We start from the raw sequence: 18093 nt of genomic DNA on the forward strand, positions 1-18093 counted from the left end.
CCATGTTACTCCATTACGAGGGAGAAACTACTATTCATCCCTTTACGCAAAAATCAACCACCAGCGAGGTGAAACCCATCCACCAGCGCAACCCCTGCCAGACCTAGCAGGCACAGCCCCACCACAAAAACCACCGCAACCAAAAGGCCAAGCAGGTTCGATTGCCGAACACGTTGCCAAAAAGACATGCCCCACAACATGGCCACTTATCCTTTATTTGCTTCCGTCTCGGCTTCTTGCGCCTCTTTCTCCTCAGCTTCTCGCCGTATAAGGGCTTCAAGCTCTGGGGAGATTGTCCCAAGAACAATGCGTAAGCTCACCAGCAAATTACCAGCCGGATGGGTCTTAGTCTCAGCGATGCCACGCCCGCTTAACCTAAGGATTGTCCCGCTATCGGAATGTGGCTTTACCTTCAACGCCACGGTCCCGGCAGGGGTCCGCACATGAATCTTCCCCCCCAATATAGCGGTTGCTAAGTCAATATCCTGCACAACGCGGAGGTCCCGCCCCTCACGTTTATAATAGGGGTCCTCTGCGACATGGACCTTTAACAACACATCCCCCGCAGGGCCGGGGCGGCCATCCATACCGGGTTGCCCCGGCTCACCTTTGCCTTTTAAACGCAGAGTCTTACCGTCCTCAATCCCGGCGGGGATGCCAACTGAGACCTCACGCCCTCCGCCAAGACTTACCTCCCGGCGCGTCCCTAAGGCACATTCCTCCATACTAATCCGCAACTCGCCATGGAGGTCCTCACCACGGCGCGGCCGTGCAGAGCGGAAGCCACCCCCACCAAAGGCACCGCCAAAAATATCGCCTAAATCTTCCGCGGTGAAACTCCCCCCTTGGAAGCCCCCACCAAAACCACCAAAGCCACCACCGGGGCCAGCACCTGCCCCACCAAAACCACCCCCAAAAGGACCACGCGGCTGGCCGTCCGCATCAATCTCGCCACGGTCAAACTGTCCGCGCTTTTCCTCATCCCCTAGGACTTCGTAAGCTTTACCAATTTCCTTAAACCGTTCTTCCGCCTTAATATCACCGGGGTTACGGTCAGGGTGATATTGCTTAACTAAACGGCGATACGCACTCCGAATCTCTTTATCGGTGGCGGTATTGCTTACGCCAAGAACCTTGTAAGGGTCGGTTGCCATTATTGCCCTGTCGCCTCCAGATTCGTATCATCCAACAAATCAATCAACACCGCCAAAACGCGGTCCCGCCCATAACCTGCCGTCTCGGCCTCTTTAATGAGGCATTGCAAACGAGGACGCAAAAAATCAGCTGCTGATTCTGTCGATGCTTCAACCATATAAACCTCTCTCTCTTAAAAGAAGTGGGGTGTTTGTCAGATAAGGTCAATAGAGGATACAAACATTACCTATGCGTTTCCTTCCCCCATTATGGCTTGCTTTATGACCACCCCACCCCGCCGCCTCATTATTACAGGGAGCGACCACCGCTATTTCCCGCTCCTCCAAGAGCTTGTGGCCTCCTTACGGCGTTTCCCTCATCTCGCAACGATAGAGATTGCCTGCATTGACGGCGGGCTAAAGCGAACGCAAATCCACTGGCTTAAACAACAGCATATCCTCCACCGCGCCCCGCGTCACTTTCCTCATGTCTCCCCGCGCGCCCTCCGCAAACGGCCTCATCTCGCCATTGAACTCTCTAAAATGGCACTTGACCAGCTTTTCCCTGATTATGACACGCTATTATGGCTAGATGCCGATAGTTGGGTGCAGGATTGCTCCGCTATTGACCTCCTCCTCCGCGCTGCAGAGCAAAAGGGGCAACCCCTCGCCATCATCCCGGAGCTTTTCCTCCATAAGCCGTTATTTCGGCTCCGCTGGCTTGCTTTTTCACTCACGCAGCTGCGCTCCATTCTTTATAAAAATGCCCGTATAGCGCGCCTGCCCCGCCATTTATGCCGCGCCATTGGGGTACGCCCCACCCTCAATGGCGGGGTCTTTGCCCTCTCCCGCACTGCACCGCACTGGCCGCGCTTACGCTATTGGCAAGAACGTGTCTTACGCTATGGGAAGATATTTAGCTCCAGCCAACTCGCTTTTGCCTTAACCAGCTATCATGATAACTACCCCATCGCCTTTATGCCTACAGGGTGTAACTATCTCGGGCCATGGATGCTTCACCCGCAAACAAGTCAGCTCTGCGAGGTTACCTTCCCTCATAACCCGGTGGGGATTGTTCATCTCGCAGGATATGATGCCATGCGGCTAGACCCCAAGGTAACATTGACCATCCCAGACCTAAACGGCACCTCTCACGCCCTCAATCTACGCTTCCCCTTCATACAGATTCAGCAAGAGCAAAGCGGGAATCTTAACGCGTAAAGGCCCGTAGGAACATATTCTGCCCATTATGTTCCTCCACCTTCAAGGTGGTACCTGCAAGTTCACGCCCCTGCCAACCGGCCCCGAAAGCTACATAGAGCGAGATAGCATCATCCATGCGCTTCCCCGTTGCCGCTACAGCGGCTGTCCGGCGGGATAAAAAAGCTTGTTGGGAGTTAAGAACATCCAAATAACCTGTCAGCCCCGCCCCATAAAGCTTACGCGCGCGTGATAACGCTAATGCAGCTTGCGTGGCGGATTCGCGCTCTTGGCGGACAAGCTCATTATCCTGCTCCCAATCGTCCAAACTATCTTCCACCTCGCGGAAAGCATTTAAAACAGTCTGCCGATATTGTAAGCGGCTTGCCTCAGCCTCGCTCCGCGCTTGGGCGATTTGCGCGCTATATTTCCCCCCATGCAGGACGGGTAAAGAAGCCATCATCATGACATTCCAGCTCATCCCACCAATCTGAAAGGCCTGATAGGCCGCAGAGGCATTGGGGTTAAACGTCAGCGGAATGCTGAAGTTAGGATACAGATTAGAAATTGTAATCCCAATACGGGACACACTGGCAGCATAACGCCGCTCTGCGGAGCGAATATCAGGCCGATTGGTCAGCACGGTGGACGGCAACATCGCCGGGAAAGGCGGCAATGTCGGGATAGGCTGCCGTTCCTCTAGGTCTGGCTGCTCTTTACCGGGCATTTCCCCCATCAGCACATTAATAGAATGAATCAACTGCTCCTGCCGCGCATGGAGGGGGGGGAGACGCGCTAATTCGGCATGTTCTTCTGTTCGGGATTGCGCAATAGCCAGCGAGTTGCTCACCCCATTCGCATAAAGACGCTCCACCATATGCGTACTATCACGCGCCGTGCGGATGGATTGCTCTGTCACGGTGATTTGCGTCTGAACGGTGCGTAGCTCGATATAATCTGTCACAAGCTGGCTAAGGAGAGAGAGCAAAAGGCCGCGGCGTTCCTCGATGCTGACTTCAACTAATCTTTTACGCTCTTGCACCTGCCGAGCGATATGACCAAAAATATCAATCTCCCAACTCGCACGCGCGCCATAGGTCAGAACAGAGGCATTAGGGTGGTTGTTAGGGTTACCCGGACGTAATGGCCAGTTATCAACATTAATAGAGTAGCGATTATCACCCCCACCCGCATTAGCATCAAGCTGTGGATACCAATTCGCCTGCGCTTGGCGGCGAATGGATTGCTCCGCCAAAATATGTTGAGTGGCAATTTGGAGGTCGTAATTACCTTTAAGTGTTTCTTCCACCAAGCGATTTAACACCGGGTCCCGGAACTGTGCCCACCAATCCCGCAAATTTGCCTCTGTCTCGGCGATTTCCTCTTTTGTGGCAGGGTGAGGCTGGCTAGAGAAATGGTCCGGTACCTTCATTTTCTCCGGTTTATATTCCGGCCCTACCATGCAAGAGGTCAGAAAAAGACAGCTACTTACAAGGAGGGGGAGAAAACGCGGTTTCATCTCAAAGGTGATCCTGCAACCATGTTGTAAGTAAACCCCGTCCACCGGCCTTCTCTTTCCCCACCGCAACGGTGGCCGTCATACCAGCCGAGAGAATAACCTCGGGGGGAACTTCATCAAGTTCAATACGCACAGGGATGCGCTGAGCAAGTCGCACCCATGTAAAGATTGGGTTCACATCCGGTAGGCCAAGCTTATCAGACACGCCATTTGTATCGTTAATACCACGACCAATACTAACAACATGCCCCTTGAGGATATGGCGGTACCCCATAAGCTTAATCCGCGCGACATCCCCTACATGCACGCCGTGCATCTTTGTTTCTTCAAAATAGCCGTAAACCCAATAGCTATGAGCATCAATCACGGCCATACGCGGCTGGCCCGCAGTGACATAATCCCCGACCCGTAAATTAAGATTCGTCACATAGCCATCAACAGCTGCATAAACAGTGGAACGTTGGAGATTCAGCAAAGCGGTATCGAGAGCGGATTGCGCCTCCTCTACGCGGGCACGGCGCACTTCCATCTCGGAGTTAAAAACGTCCTGCTCCTCTCGCGAGACCACGCCACCGAGTCCCATACGGCGATGAGCGTTCATCATGCTCAATTTATAATCTTCTGTAAGGCCAGCAAGACGAGAGCGTGCTTCGTCAATTCTTAGCCGAAACCGTAATGGGTCGATGGTAAAAAGCGGATCACCACGATGGACAAACTGGTTATCCACAACGGGGACAGACACAACCGTGCCTGAAACCTCTGGCGTAGCTGTAACAACATACACACGCACACGCCCATCGCGCGTCCACGGGTCAAGGACGTAAAGGTCCCATACCACATAACCAAGCCCAACAGCCGCCGCGATGACAATCAAGGTCAAAATTGGGCGTATAAGACGCCGAAACCAGTTCATACTCCCCTCTCCACTTCACACATAAAGAACAAGCAGACAGAGAACACAGACATAAAGCCCGATCTCAAATAGAGCGACATGCCAGAACCAGCCTAACGCTCCCAAACGCCACAATATATACCGTAGCACTAATGTGACAAACACAGCAGCGACAGCATAGACAGAAATGGGGGAGACAAACACACCGCACAAGCTTACTTCCGAAAGCATCATATCCCCTTACCTCCCCTCATAAGGGCCTTATTGGGTGATATTATGGGTGCTGTACTCACGTTACTCCCCACTAGGCCATTCTCTTTAAAGAGAGCTAGCCTTCTGCATAGAGGTGCGGCCTTAATTAAAAAGCCGCTTCCTTCCTCTCATAAAAATGAAAGACCCGTAAAATCACTTTTTCCGGCGCGTGAACATAGAGCGTGCAAACCGCCACGCTTGCCCCCCTACAAACCGACCTACCGGCCCGCCCGCTACACCTAGCAGAGCTGTAAGAGCAAATGTTTGTTTAAGCTCATTCCATTTCTCCTCCCGCTCCTTGCGCGCCCGTGCTTCTGCAAGGCCCGGGCGACCAGCACGCAGCCCCAACAACAAGAAGATAAAGAAGAAGACAAGGTCCACACCCAAGACACATACAGCAGATAGCAACGCACTAAGATGGCAAAGCTGCGAAAACAAAGCCCATAAAACAGCGTGAAAGGTAATCGCTGCAAAAGTGAGAAACACAATCGCGACAATAAGGAACCCAACCCGTAAGCCGTGCCGCTTTGCACATTCTTGAAAAATCTTGCTTTGAGCAGAAAAAATCGCCTGCCCAATTTCCAGTAAATCGCTCATAATGTGACTGCTGCCCCCTCTTTTAATCCAAACACGCCATAACCGGATAACCGAGATGAGTCTATCCACGGCCCGCATAGGGTAGAGTACGACTATAGCACCGCATTGGGGAAAAGAACAATCTCCCCCATAAGGCGCGATGTCGCGTCATAAATAGCGTTTAATTCTAAGGCAGAAAGAAGGCAAAAAAATGACAGTAGCAATTTTAACCTTTTGCTTTTAATCATATTGCAAGACTTTTTCGTTAAAAAGCCTTAACACCGTCCCATCGAGCCTAAGCTCAGCTGTAACATTTTGTTCTTCGATATATGGTCTTCACAATCATCATGCGTGTCATGTTCTCTTCTCAATTATGGTGCTTCTTTGCATCTTTTCTAAAACCCACGCCGTTATGGCGGCGCACGACCACCATTGCTTATATCTTCACTATAGCTCTATTCTCCCCCTCCTCTTGGGCTGCTTCCTCTTTACCAAGCGCAGCACCGTCTTATTGGGCTATACCAGAGCAAAGCCTTACAGCCATTATTACGCAGAAAACTGAGCAGACCCTTCCTTACTTCCTAGAGCGTGACAGTTATGCCCTAGATGATATTAAAAAGCTCACGCTCTCCTATCCCCAAAGAATGCAGGCTATCCTCCTTGATAGTACAACATCGGCCATCATTTGCGCACGCGGTTGGGCACAGCCACTCCAAGCGACAGGACAGTGTGGGCAGCCTGCTGGGTATTTCCGCGATGTTATTTTCTGGGACCCTTCACGCTTAACTACCCCACCCCATTGGGCTGACCTTTGGGATGTGGCGCGCTATCCTGGTCAACGCATCTTCTTCCAAGGGCCACGTCCACTTTTAGAGATTGCCCTACTCGCTGATAGCGTACCTCCCTCCCACCTCTACCAAGTTCTTGCCACCCCTCAAGGGGCAGACCGCGCCTTCCATAAACTAGACCAGCTACGCCCTTACATCATATGGTGGCGTTCAACCTCGCAAGCTCATCATATCCTTGCCCAACATTCTGTCCTCATGGGCGTGGCCCCTTGTACAATCGTCCTCTCCAGCCAATCTCAACATGGGACCGCACCCCCTTATCGTGTCCAGATGAAAACAATCCTCTATAGCCCTGCTATGTGGGATATTCCCATCACTTTACCTTACCAAAAAAGCAATGAAACAAAGCAGAAACTCCTCACCGACCCCCCTCGTACAGCCGAGCTTCCTGCCTCCTTACCGCCCGAATCACTTGAAATTAGTGATAGTTTCTGGGCATCACATGCACTCTTCTTAGGTGAGCGTTTTAATAGATGGCTCGCCCATTCTCCTCCCATCCCCTAACCTACATAGTATTGCTCATGACTAACCATCCCCCTTTCTGGAAAACAACGTCCCTTATGGATATGACACCAGAACAATGGGAATCCCTCTGTGATGGCTGTGGTCGTTGCTGCCTCAATAAACTACGCGATGATGATACTGATGAGATTATCTGGACCGATGTCTCATGCCGCTTACTCGATACAACCACATGCCGTTGCACAGATTATCACCGCCGGCATAAGCGCGTTCCTGACTGTATCTCCCTCACCCCCGCTTTATTGGATGAGATAGATTGGCTCCCCCCAAGCTGCGCCTATCGCCTCCTCCATGATGGGTATGATCTGCCAGACTGGCATCCCCTCCGCAGCGGGACGAGCGAGACGGTCATCAAAGCGGGAGCCTCCGCAAGTGGTCGCTGCCTGAATGAGAAACAGGCCGGATTATTAGAAGACCATATCGCCGACTGGCCCGGTGCGTGGCCCGAACATGCTCCACCCTGCCTAGCACGCCATAACCGCCATACACGCTCATAATCCATGTTATTGCCGCCACTCCTTTGGCGTCATTCTGCGCGGGCGCGCCGCATTATTTTGCGCTTAGACCTCCGCAAACGTGCCATCGTCATCACCTTACCCCCCGGTGTGAATCGCCAACAGGGGATGCAATTTCTCCAAAGCCAATCACAATGGCTTGCCCAAGCGATGGAGAGCCTCCCCCGCACTGCCATAGAGCAAGGATATATCTGGCTAGAAGGCAGCATCATCCCTCTCCTCCCCACCATTACGATGGATGGCCGTACACGCCTAACAGAGCAGGGCCTCCATATTGGCCATCCATCTGATGAACATCCTCGTTATGTACGCTCTTTTCTTAAACGCCGCGCGGAGGCTCTTTTCCCATCCCTTCTCCAACATCATAGCCAGCGGATGAAGACACGCCCAACAAAGCTCAGCTTACGCGATGTTAAAAGCCGATGGGGAAGCTGCACACAACAAGGCCGCATCATGCTTAGCTGGCGGCTTATCATGGCCCCGCCGGATATTTATAATTATGTGATTGTGCATGAATTAGCCCACCTCACCCATTTTAATCATGGGCCAGATTTCTGGGCCTTAGTGGATGCTTACACCCCGCACGGACAAATTGGACGTAAAAAAGCAGAAAAATGGCTTTCACAGAATGGTGCTAATCTTTTAGCTATGATATAGGGGACCATCCAGAGCGCGCTTGGCGGAATGGTAGACGCACGAGACTTAAAATCTCGAGTTCGCTTAGAACGTGCGGGTTCAAGTCCCGCAGCGCGCACCAGGGGGCTGTATAGCCCCCTTAACGCCCTCCCCGTTATCAGGCCTACGGCTAGAGAAAGTGTGAGGATTAGGATTTACCATGGTGCTTGCACGCATCCGTCGCTTTTTTGGCCGTGTTACTGTTTCCGAAGCACGTAGCGACTATTCTCCTGAGTTAGTCCGCATATATCGTAAAGCATGCAAAGGCCATGTGTTAGAGCAAGTCCTCCTCGGCAAAGCCTTGCTCAATAGCCGGTATGTTGCGCGCGATGAAGGACGAGCCCGTGAATGGTTTATGGTTGCAGCTTCGGCCAATTATGGACCTGCCCATAATATGCTTGGCCGTTGCTCTCAATTTGGGTGGGGCTGCCCCTTAGACCTCACCGAAGCCGTACGCCATTACGAGAGAGCTGCCCAAACTGGGGATTTATGGGGGATTTATAATCTCGGCATTTGCCATATGCGCGGCTTAGGGGTGGAGGCAGACCGCAAAGCCGCCTTCATCTTCTTCCGCCGTGCAGCTCTGCGCGGTCATGCTAAATCTATGAACCTCCTTGCCCGCTTTATTGAGGAAGGATGGGAGACACCGCCAAACCCCGCCGCCGCGCTAGATTGGTATCGCCTCTCTGCCGAAGGGGGCGATTATCGTGGCCAACATAATTACGCCACAGCCCTCCTCAGCATGGGCCAGCCAGAAGCGGCATTACATTATTGGCGACTAGCGGTAAAAGACGCCACGCCTGACATTCTCCAAGCCATGCACCGGGATTTAAGCGAGCCTGACGCGCCTCAAGACCCAGAACTCATGGCGACCCTGCAACGCAGGCTAAAAGAGGCTCTAGCCAAAAAGAGCTAGAGCCTCAAATAGATTAAAGGGCGACCGGATGGACCCAACCGAATGGGTCAGCCTCCTCACCACGTTGCAAGCCGCAGAGAGCGTTGCGCAACTTCATCGTAACAGGCCCAGCCGTCTTGCCATCCCCAAAGGCAACAGACCCCGCTTTACGGCGGAACTCTCCAATCGGGGAGATAACGGCAGCCGTGCCACATGCAAAGGCTTCGGTAATGTCCCCTGTGGCCGCAGCCTTAAAGACATCCTCAATCGCCAAAGGCTCCTCCACCATCGTAAGGCCCATATGACGGCCCAGCTTGAGGATACTATCGCGTGTAATCCCGCGCAGAATCGTGCCCCCTAATGGCGGGGTCACCACGCTGCCATCTTTCCGCACGAACATAACATTCATGCCGCCCATTTCATCAATAAAGCGGCGTTCCTTCGCATCAAGGAACAGCACTTGGCTACAGCCATTATCGCTTGCCTCTTGCTGAGGGAGCAAGCTAGAGGCGTAATTACCACCACATTTTGCCTCTCCCGTACCCCCTATAGCGGCGCGTGTATAATGCTCCGATACCCAAACAGGGATGCTCCCATTCCCGCTAAAATAGCCCCCCACTGGGCTTGCCAGCACGATGAAGAGATATTCATTAGCCCGCTTTACGCCAAGGAAAACCTCATTAGAAATCATAAAGGGGCGGAGATAGAGGCTCTTTTCTGCCTCCGCGGGAACCCAATCCCGATCCACTTTCAACAAAGCCTTAATAGCCCCGAGGAAAAGCTCCTCAGGCAATTCCGCCATAGAAAGACGGCGTGCCGAGGCTACAAAACGTGCTGCATTGGCCTCCGGGCGGAATAAGCTTACCGCACCATCTTTACCACGATAGGCTTTTAGCCCCTCAAAAATCTCTTGCCCATAATGCAGCACGGTAGAGGCCGGGTCGATTTGCAGCGGCTGACGGGGAATAATTTTGGCATCATACCACCCTTGCCCGTCTTTATAGCGAATAACCGCCATATGGTCGGTAAATACACGCCCGAACTTGGGGTCGGCCATTAAAGCGGCCCGTTGCTCAGCTGATGTCGGTGTTGTTGTTTGCTCAACCGTAAACTCTACCATGGAACCTCTCCTAATCTTCCCAGCGCGACTCAAAACCAACGTTTAAAATAGGATATAAGACATACTATGTCTTTTAAAGATATTTTCTTGAAACTTTATATCTCAAAACAGCCTGACGAAAAAAGCCTCATTATAAAAAAACCCCCACCTGCAAGAGGTGAGGGTTTCTTCTCTGGCCCAAGCCAGCCTCCACGTAAGAAGGAAATTAACGCTTGGAGAACTGGAAGGAACGGCGAGCCTTGGCCTTACCGTATTTCTTACGCTCGACAACACGGCTATCGCGCGTCAGAAAGCCAGCCATCTTCAGCACGCCACGCAACTCTGGCTCATAATGAGTCAAAGCACGGGAAATACCATGACGAACAGCCCCAGCCTGCCCAGACAGACCACCACCGCTCACAGTGCAATAAACATCAAACTGATTATCACGATCCGTCAGCAAGAAAGGCTGATTGATGAGCATGCGCAGCACGGGGCGGGCAAAATATGTTGCCACCGGGCGACCATTAACAACAATCTCACCCTTACCAGGCTTAATCCATACGCGGGCAACGGCATCCTTACGGCGGCCTGTCGCGTAAGACCGGCCTTGCTTATCGCGCTTAACTTCATAAACGGGGGCTGCATTAGCAACAGCAGGGGCCGCATTGGCGAGGTCCTGCAATGTGCCGGTACGCTCTTGAGTTTCTGACATAGTGACAGGCCTTACGACTGACGTTTCAGGATATTCTTACGATTCAGGGATGCAACATCCAGCACCTCTGGCTTCTGCCCATCATGCGGATGCTCTGTACCCGCATAAACATAGAGATGCTTCATCTGTGCGCGCTGAAGCGGGCCACGAGAAATCATCCGTTCGACAGCTTTCTCTACGACTTGACCGGGGTTTTTCCCTTCAAGACGCTGAGTGATGCTGCGCTCTTTAATCCCACCGGGATGACCGGTATGATAGTGAAAGAGCTTCTGGCCGACCTTGTTGCCTGTCAGAGCAATCTTCTCTGCATTAATAACGACAACCGCATCCCCGCAATCAACATGCGGTGTGTATTGCGGCTTATGCTTACCACGCAGGCGGTTAGCAATGATGGTGGCGAGACGACCCAAGACCAGCCCTTCGGCATCGATCAGGATCCATTTTCTCGTCACCTCCGCGGGTTTCAGCGAAAGTGTAGTCTTCATGACGTATCATTTCCTGTTTGAGGCACCACACCATAATAGTGCCAGAAAAAGGACCGCCCCAGCACGGCTCTCCCCTATAAATGAAGGCACCAGATGCAAAGAACAGTTCTAAGATGGGTGCCTTATCGCGAGCAGCAGCGAAAAGGTCAAGCTTTTTCTTTTCCATCCCCATGCGAGAGACGGGCAGAAAATAGCCGTTTTTTAGTGTATGGTATTATATTACCGCAAAATAATGACCCTCTTTTACCCTTTTTCTCGCTCTCCTACCTGCCCCCCGCTTGCCCATAAGCCTACCAATGCTATTGTACGGCCTGTTAATGGCGTGCCCGGATAAGGTTTTTCTGCATGAAACGGTTATGGCTCTCCCTATGTCTGGCCTCCCTTGTCATTATTATGGGAGGATTCGGCATCTATCGCGAGGCCGGCGTACGCCTTTCCCATGCGTTAGAGCGTTTTCGTACCGCTCTGCCCGCAGAGGCCAGCTTTCATTACCGTAAGGTTCGCCCAGCCCTCCTATTGGGAGGAATCACCCTTTATGACGTATCCTTCCATTATAAAGATACAACCTTCCAAGCGCAGCGGGTCCGTTTTGGCTATCCTAAACTTCTCTCCAACGGGACATTAAGCCTCTCTAGCCTCCGCTTAGAAACCCCAAGCTATACAAACCACACCCATCACATCACAGTCACACAAGCTAACTTCCATCATCTGCTCATCCCCTCCTCCGCCGAGACATTGCATGAAGGCCATGATGAAGCCGATAGTATGCACTCCCTCGTGGCGATTATGTCCTTCGAGCCAGAAGATATTACTTCCTTACGCTTTGAGCATATGGAACTTACGCATTTGCAAGTAAGTAGCCTCCCCCCCACAACGCCACAAACCCCCACACCTCCACGCCCCTTCACGATACAAGCCCTCTCAGCAGAGGATTTTATTGTAGAGGGTTATGGTAAGGGGGTCCGCGTCCATACATTAATGGATAATGTTACGCTGGATGTCCGCTTCCCTAGCGAGCCAAATGGCGCAATTCCCGCTATTCTGCGGCAAATCCTCCTCCCCTCACAAGGCTTATCAGCACCGCAAGCAAAAGCTCCGCTTGCTGCTCATCTTGCTCTCCAACATTTGGAAGCACGGCAAGGCTATATTCAATGGCTGAAACATCCCACCCATCACGATAGCGACCCTGCAGAGGTTTTTTGGCAAGACCCTGCTGCCCCTCTATGGGAAAAACCGGGTAAAATTGAAGTTGCAGGGCTGTCGCTCATCGTTAATCAAGCTGACCACCGCCGCACGATCAATCTCGCTCATCTCACAGGAGAACGGCGTAATGAGAAAAATAACCTCCATACGGAAGCCGACTTACAAGGGCTGACAACACGACTCGCCCCTCCGTCATCGCTTACCGCGCCCTCAGTGAGCATGCCCGCTATGTATCATCTTAACGCGAACTCACGCCTTGAGATGGGATCATGGCGTGAGAGCCTCCAATTACGGACCACTTTTGGCACCGATAGTCCCACCTTGCTCTCCATGGAGCTGAGCCTTCCAGAGATTAACCCGCTCCATCTTACCGATAATAACGCAGCACGATTCCTCCATACAGGCCAGTGCCTGAGCACGGAGCTTTCTATCCAAGGGGCGGATTTCTTCTCTTATTACAAACTCTTCACCCATCAACCTGCTGCACCTGCCCCTACAGAGGGAGAAAGCAGTGGTGAGAATACCCCGCCCGCAGAAGCGAACAAAACCATTGCCCCACGCTTTAACGCGTTAGCCTTACAACGGCCCATTCTTGCCCCTGTGTTGGATTTTCTCCTCAGCCCGAAGGGACGCACTTTATCTATCAAAACCGGCCCCCTCTCCTTGGAGGACCTCGCCCATATCTCGACCGATGCCACTGATGAATCCCGCTTCGACCGGCTACATATCCTCAGCGTCACAACGCAGGAGATGCAATAAGCCTTAAGCTCTTACAGAGGCGTCTATCATCATTTTGTAAGGGAAAGAGGCTGGGGCGAATGACGGGACTTGAACCCGCGACCACCGGTACCACAAACCGGCGCTCTACCAACTGAGCTACATCCGCCACACAGCGACCTGATATTTATTAAATCCTGCTTGCCGCGTCCAGCCCCTTACAAAGATTTTTGTCATCTTTTTTTGCAAGATGACACAGCCCCCCTTCCAAACGGGGGCGCGGGCTTCACACTCCCGAGCCAGCAGCTTATAGTTGCGAGACATATCACCGCATGAATCCTTGGCATATCGTTATAATAATAGGGAACAACGTACAGCATCTATGGCTATGAATCATTACATCCAACAATGGACCCAACGCCCCGTTAAAGAACTCCTCGCTGGGATGGTGGGGACTTTTGCGCTGATTCCCGAAGTTATCGCTTTTTCTTATGTTGCGGGGGTCGCCCCTTCCGTCTCGCTCTTTGCCTCCTTTGTCATTTCCGTCTCCATCGCTATTTTTGGGGGGAGACCGGGGATGATTTCTGGCGGGGCGGGGTCCGTTGCCTTGGTCTTAGCCCCACTTGTCCATGCTCATGGGGTCGATTACATGCTCCTCGCCACCCTCATGGCGGGGGGACTGCAAATCCTTTTTGGCATGCTGCGCCTTCATTCCCTCATGCGGTTTGTCTCCAGCGAAGTCCGCACGGGCTTTGTCAATGCGTTGGCGATTCTCATCTTCTCTGCCCAAGTGCCTCAAATGCTGGGGGTCGGGTGGCAAACTCATATGCTGATTCTCATTGGGCTAGCGGTGATTTACTTGCTGCCGCGCCTCTCCCAAGCCATTCCCTCACCTCTAATTTGCATTGTTATTCTCACGCTCATCACCGTGATTCATCCTATGCCTGTCCGCACGATTGCGGACCTCGGCCCCCTGCCGACTGGCCTGCCGCATTTCACACTGCCGCATATCCCCCTCACGGCGGAAACATTATCCATCACATTCCCTTACGCTCTTGCTGTGGCTGCCGTGGGGTTGTTGGAATCCCTCATGACGGCCAGCGTGGTAGATGACCTCACCGATACGCATGGGAAACCCCAACAAGAATGTACCGGCCTTGGAATCTCCAATATTTTTGTCGGGTTGTTTGGTGGAATCGCCGGTTGTGGGATGATTGGCCAAACAGTGGGTAATCTCCGCTATGGCGGACGGGGCCGGCTTTCTACCTTCACCGCAGGGGCCTTCTTATTGCTCCTCATGGTTGTGCTGCATCCATGGGTCGCGCGTGTACCTGTGGCAGCCTTGGTGGCCATCATGATTATGGTCTCCATCAGCACCTTTGCATGGGGGAGCCTAAGGGATATTTTCCATCATCCCAAATTAACCAGCCTTGTGATGATTATCACCGTCATCGTGGTGGTGCTGACCCATAATCTCGCAGCTGGTGTGTTGGTCGGTGTTTTACTCTCTGGCTTGTTCTTTGCCTGGCATACAGCACGGCTTGTTCATGTCCATGCCATGGAGGAACATAACATCCTCACCTACCAGATACAGGGGCAAATCTTCTTCGCCTCAGCTGACCTCATGGCCGACTTTATGGATTATGGAACCTCCGCCCCCCGCGTAACGCTAGACCTCTCCCATGCCCGTTTTTGGGATATTACCGCCGTGCAAGCCTTGGAAAAGATTGTCGAGAAGTTCCGTAAACACGGCAAGGAGGTCACTGTCTGCGGGTTAAATCACGCCCAACATGCCATCCTGACCGAGCAATCTAACGAGGATGCCTTCACTCTCTGAAGGCAGCTCTCTTTACGCCATATTCTAACCCTCTGGCTGGAGGGTGAGATGCGGGTAATGCCGCACAAAACGCTGCTGGTCAGCTGGGAAGAGACGGACCATGAGGGTGAGACGCTCCTCCCCATCATGCCGCTCTGTCACCTCCCCATGTTCATAGAGCCACGCTAAAGCGGCTCCCTCTGTCACGGGGATGGATACGCTAAAACGCTTCATAGAGCGGGTCATGAAGGCATCAATCGCCTCCATAAGGTCTGGGAGGCCTTCCCCTGTCAGGGCAGAGACAGCAACACTCCCCTCCCGCACAGGAATACTGGCTGTCCCACCAAGCAAATCCGCTTTATTGAGGACCTCGATAACGCGCTCCGGCCATGCTTCATCCAACATGCCATCGGCCGCCATATCATTAAGTACGGACAACACATCATCACGTTGGGCAGCACTATCTGGGTGCGCAGCATCGCGGACATGGAGGATAATATCAGCCTCCGCCACTTCCTCTAAAGTTGCGCGGAAGGCGGCAATCAACTCCGTAGGGAGGTCGCTAATAAACCCCACCGTGTCCGATAAAATCACCCGCCGCCCGGAAGGGAGCGTCAGATTGCGCATTGTGGGGTCTAGCGTTGCAAAAAGCTGGTCCTGCGCGTGCACACCCGCCCCTGTGATTTTATTAAAAAGGGTTGATTTCCCTGCATTCGTGTAGCCAACCAACGCCACAACGGGGAAGGGCACCTTCCGGCGCGCATGACGGTGCAGCCCACGCGTCCGGCGGACTTGCTCTAGCTCCTTACGCAGCTTGACCAAACGCTCATCCAGCATCCGCCTATCAGCCTCAATCTGCGTTTCCCCCGGCCCCCCGAGGAAGCCAAACCCACCGCGTTGCCGCTCCAAATGCGTCCAAAGCCTTACAAGGCGGGAGCGTTGATACTCCAAATGTGCAAGCTCGACCTGCAACACACCTTCCCGCGTGGCAGCCCGTGCGCCGAAAATATCAAGGATTAAGCCCGTACGGTCCACGACCTTACAGCCCATCGCTTTTTCTAAATTACGTTGCTGCGCAGGTGAGAGGCGCGCATCTACTACCACAACCCCAACGGATTCTGCTTTGACAATCTCCGTCAGTTCCTCCACCTGCCCTGCCCCCAGCAAGGTCGCTGGCCGCCGCGCCCTTAGCGGGTAAATCGCCGTATGGACAATCTCTAACCCAATCGATGCCGCCAGCCCTACGGCTTCCTCAAGGCGTGCCGCAGCCGCGCGCCCTTCAAGAAAAGCCTGCTTCTCTGCGGGAAGGATAACAGCAGCGAGGGTCGGCTTACGGGCTGTATCGTGCAAAGGCTGCTTCACAGCATATCCGGTAAAGCAGCAACAGGCATAATCGTGCTCACCGCATGTTTATAGACGAGCTGTACATGACCATCCCGGCGTAGCAACACGCTCTCATCATCAAATTGAACGATGACGCCTTGTAGCTTCACCCCATTGACTAAAAAGACCGTCACCGCTTCTTCCTGCTGCTGCACATAGGCCAAAAACTGCCTCTGCACATCGCTCCCTTTTGGCTCTACCATATGGTCCTTCTTCACTTTGCTTCCTGCCCGCTTCGCGCTGATTGAGCAGCAGAGCGATCCTCTTGCGTGACGCCCAGTTGTTTTAATTTACGATGTAGCGCGCTGCGCTCCATACACACAAAATTCGCTGTCCGGCTGATGTTACCACCAAAACGCATAAGCTGGACTTGCAGATATTGCGTCTCAAAATGGTCCCGCGCCTCACGCAGGGGCAGGCTCATCACATCGGCCTCCGCAGTAAGGCATGTCATAGAGGGGGCCCCCTCACGCACAATATCAGGCAACATCTCCGCCCGGATGATGTTGGACTGCTCCCCCTCCCCAGCGGGAAGCATAATGAGCATACGCTCCATCAAATTACGCAGCTCACGAATATTGCCCGGCCAATCGTAAGTTTGCAGACACGCCAACGCATCGACCGACAATGTCCGCACAGGCAAGCCAGAGGAGCGTGCGCAACTTTCCAAAAAATATTGGGCCAGCATGGGGATATCCTCTGGCCGCTCCGCCAAAGAGGGGACCTGCAACGGCACAACAGCGAGGCGGTAATATAAATCCTCCCGGAAATGCCGTGTTGTAATCTCTGCCTGCAAATCCCGGCTTGTTGCCGCTAAAACGCGGACATCCACCTTCATACTATGCGTCCCACCGAGACGCTCGAAGGTATTAATCTGCAAAGCGCGCACAATTTTGCCCTGAATCTCCAGCGGCATATCTGCGACTTCATCCAACAAGAGCGTGCCTTTATGGGCGCGCTCTAACAAGCCGGGGCGGCCGGGTTTGCCCTCACTCCCTTCCACCCCAAAAAGTTCTTCCTCAAAATGATCAGGCGCAAGAGCCGCGCAATTCAACACCACGAAAGGACCTTCTGCGCGTTTAGATTGCGCATGAATCATCCGCGCGACCACTTCCTTCCCTGCCCCAGCCGGGCCGGAAATCAACACGCGTGAGTTTGTAGGGGCCACACGGCTAATTTGCCCACGCAAAGCATTAATCAGCGCGCTATCGCCCATCAATGTCCCTTGCTCACCTGCCCGCAAACGTAGCTCGGCATTTTCCTTTCGCAACCGTGCTGCCTCTAACGCACGGCGCACAATGACCAATAGCCGATCCGTCTGAAATGGCTTCTCTAAAAAATCATAAGCCCCATGATGAAGGCTGGAGACGGCGGTCTCAATCGTCCCATGGCCAGAGATCATAATCACGGGCACATCAGGACGTTGCTCCTTAAAGAGCTTTAAAAGGGCCATACCATCAAGCTGCGAGTTTTGCAGCCAAATATCCAAAATGACGAGCGAGGGACGGCTCTCCCTAAAGAGACGAATCGCTTCATCAGAATTCGCCGCTTCACGGGTTAGATAGCCGTCATCCTCCAAAATCCCAGCTAAGAGAAAGCGGATATCCGGCTCATCATCAACAATCAGAATCTCATGCTCCATGACTTA

At 52.9% G+C, this 18093-nt stretch carries 20 protein-coding genes and 2 tRNA genes; 8 read left to right on the forward strand and 14 right to left on the reverse strand.

The features are described from left to right. Positions 1–53: 53 nt before the first annotated feature. Genes GM557_RS07765 through GM557_RS08860 form a run of 3 tightly spaced genes read right to left on the reverse strand, consistent with a single transcriptional unit; the run spans position 54 to position 1312 of the window. Positions 54–200 (reverse strand): hypothetical protein, encoded by a 147-nt coding sequence (locus GM557_RS07765; protein ID WP_155573796.1) that lies wholly within the window; start codon positions 198–200, stop codon positions 54–56. A gap of 6 nt (positions 201–206) precedes the next feature. Beyond that, on the reverse strand, positions 207–1154 hold the full coding sequence (locus GM557_RS07770) for a DnaJ C-terminal domain-containing protein (RefSeq protein ID WP_155573797.1): 948 nt from the start codon (positions 1152–1154) through the stop codon (positions 207–209). Continuing rightward, positions 1154–1312, reverse strand: coding sequence for a hypothetical protein (locus GM557_RS08860; protein ID WP_196424626.1), 159 nt, complete (start codon positions 1310–1312; stop codon positions 1154–1156). Before GM557_RS08860 ends, GM557_RS07770 begins: the two co-directional genes overlap by 1 nt. Before the next feature lie 103 nt (positions 1313–1415). On the opposite strand from GM557_RS08860, the gene GM557_RS07775 reads away from it, so the two are divergent. After that, a complete protein-coding gene (locus GM557_RS07775; RefSeq protein WP_155573798.1) occupies positions 1416–2354 on the forward strand; it encodes a glycosyl transferase in 939 nt (312 codons plus the stop codon). On the opposite strand, the gene GM557_RS07780 is transcribed toward GM557_RS07775, so the two are convergent. The 4 genes from GM557_RS07780 to GM557_RS07795 all read right to left on the reverse strand — a co-directional run bounded on the left by GM557_RS07780 (position 2344) and on the right by GM557_RS07795 (position 5593). Continuing rightward, positions 2344–3852: an efflux transporter outer membrane subunit gene (locus tag GM557_RS07780; protein ID WP_155573799.1), complete on the reverse strand. Its 1509-nt coding sequence runs from the start codon at positions 3850–3852 to the stop codon at positions 2344–2346. The genes GM557_RS07775 and GM557_RS07780 overlap by 11 nt on opposite strands. 1 nt (position 3853) lies before the next feature. After that, positions 3854–4765, reverse strand: a complete 912-nt coding sequence (locus tag GM557_RS07785) for an HlyD family secretion protein (RefSeq protein ID WP_155573800.1) — start codon at positions 4763–4765, stop codon at positions 3854–3856. Between the two features lie 15 nt (positions 4766–4780). Further along, entirely contained in the window at positions 4781–4975 is a 195-nt protein-coding gene (locus GM557_RS07790; protein WP_155573850.1) for a DUF1656 domain-containing protein, read from the reverse strand. A gap of 174 nt (positions 4976–5149) precedes the next feature. Continuing rightward, a complete protein-coding gene (locus tag GM557_RS07795) occupies positions 5150–5593 on the reverse strand; it encodes a hypothetical protein (protein ID WP_155573801.1) in 444 nt (147 codons plus the stop codon). Between the two features lie 326 nt (positions 5594–5919). Here GM557_RS07795 and GM557_RS07800 point away from each other — a divergent pair, with 326 nt between their 5' ends. From GM557_RS07800 to GM557_RS07820, 5 genes are all read left to right on the forward strand, one after another. Next, the gene (locus tag GM557_RS07800) at positions 5920–6924 is read left to right on the forward strand and encodes an extracellular solute-binding protein (RefSeq protein WP_230880648.1); all 1005 of its coding nucleotides are present in this window, start codon (positions 5920–5922) and stop codon (positions 6922–6924) included. A gap of 17 nt (positions 6925–6941) precedes the next feature. Further along, positions 6942–7439, forward strand: coding sequence for a YcgN family cysteine cluster protein (locus GM557_RS07805; RefSeq protein ID WP_155573803.1), 498 nt, complete (start codon positions 6942–6944; stop codon positions 7437–7439). Between the two features lie 3 nt (positions 7440–7442). Continuing rightward, the gene (locus tag GM557_RS07810; protein WP_155573804.1) at positions 7443–8114 is read left to right on the forward strand and encodes a M48 family metallopeptidase; all 672 of its coding nucleotides are present in this window, start codon (positions 7443–7445) and stop codon (positions 8112–8114) included. 13 nt (positions 8115–8127) lie between these two features. Beyond that, positions 8128–8214: transfer RNA gene (locus GM557_RS07815), tRNA-Leu, on the forward strand. 78 nt (positions 8215–8292) lie between these two features. After that, positions 8293–9048, forward strand: coding sequence for a tetratricopeptide repeat protein (locus tag GM557_RS07820; RefSeq protein ID WP_155573805.1), 756 nt, complete (start codon positions 8293–8295; stop codon positions 9046–9048). A 13-nt stretch (positions 9049–9061) separates the two neighbouring features. On the opposite strand, the gene GM557_RS07825 is transcribed toward GM557_RS07820, so the two are convergent. The 3 genes from GM557_RS07825 to rplM all read right to left on the reverse strand — a co-directional run bounded on the left by GM557_RS07825 (position 9062) and on the right by rplM (position 11326). Further along, positions 9062–10147: a branched-chain amino acid aminotransferase gene (locus GM557_RS07825; protein ID WP_155573806.1), complete on the reverse strand. Its 1086-nt coding sequence runs from the start codon at positions 10145–10147 to the stop codon at positions 9062–9064. A 205-nt stretch (positions 10148–10352) separates the two neighbouring features. Continuing rightward, positions 10353–10841, reverse strand: coding sequence for a 30S ribosomal protein S9 (gene rpsI, locus GM557_RS07830; protein ID WP_155573807.1), 489 nt, complete (start codon positions 10839–10841; stop codon positions 10353–10355). An 11-nt stretch (positions 10842–10852) separates the two neighbouring features. Then, positions 10853–11326, reverse strand: coding sequence for a 50S ribosomal protein L13 (rplM, locus tag GM557_RS07835; protein WP_155573808.1), 474 nt, complete (start codon positions 11324–11326; stop codon positions 10853–10855). A gap of 345 nt (positions 11327–11671) precedes the next feature. Here rplM and GM557_RS07840 point away from each other — a divergent pair, with 345 nt between their 5' ends. Then, positions 11672–13288, forward strand: a complete 1617-nt coding sequence (locus tag GM557_RS07840; protein WP_155573809.1) for a hypothetical protein — start codon at positions 11672–11674, stop codon at positions 13286–13288. A 51-nt stretch (positions 13289–13339) separates the two neighbouring features. Here the strand turns inward: GM557_RS07840 and GM557_RS07845 are convergent. Next, a tRNA-His gene (locus GM557_RS07845) sits at positions 13340–13415 on the reverse strand. Positions 13416–13628: 213 nt separating this feature from the next. Between GM557_RS07845 and GM557_RS07850 the strand changes: the two genes are divergently transcribed. Continuing rightward, a complete protein-coding gene (locus GM557_RS07850) occupies positions 13629–15083 on the forward strand; it encodes a SulP family inorganic anion transporter (RefSeq protein ID WP_155573810.1) in 1455 nt (484 codons plus the stop codon). A gap of 24 nt (positions 15084–15107) precedes the next feature. Here GM557_RS07850 and hflX read toward each other — a convergent pair whose 3' ends face one another. Genes hflX through GM557_RS07865 form a run of 3 tightly spaced genes read right to left on the reverse strand, consistent with a single transcriptional unit; the run spans position 15108 to position 18087 of the window. Continuing rightward, on the reverse strand, positions 15108–16424 hold the full coding sequence (hflX, locus tag GM557_RS07855; protein ID WP_099026986.1) for a GTPase HflX: 1317 nt from the start codon (positions 16422–16424) through the stop codon (positions 15108–15110). Further along, complete coding sequence (gene hfq, locus GM557_RS07860) at positions 16421–16648, reverse strand: RNA chaperone Hfq (RefSeq protein WP_155573811.1); 228 nt, start codon at positions 16646–16648, stop codon at positions 16421–16423. The genes hflX and hfq overlap by 4 nt, the downstream gene beginning before the upstream one ends. An 11-nt stretch (positions 16649–16659) precedes the next feature. Beyond that, positions 16660–18087: a sigma-54 dependent transcriptional regulator gene (locus tag GM557_RS07865; RefSeq protein ID WP_155573812.1), complete on the reverse strand. Its 1428-nt coding sequence runs from the start codon at positions 18085–18087 to the stop codon at positions 16660–16662. Between the last annotated feature and the right edge of the window lie 6 nt (positions 18088–18093).

Origin of the sequence: Bombella sp. ESL0385, from assembly GCF_009725755.1 — a bacterium.
Taxonomy (GTDB): domain Bacteria; phylum Pseudomonadota; class Alphaproteobacteria; order Acetobacterales; family Acetobacteraceae; genus Bombella; species Bombella pollinis.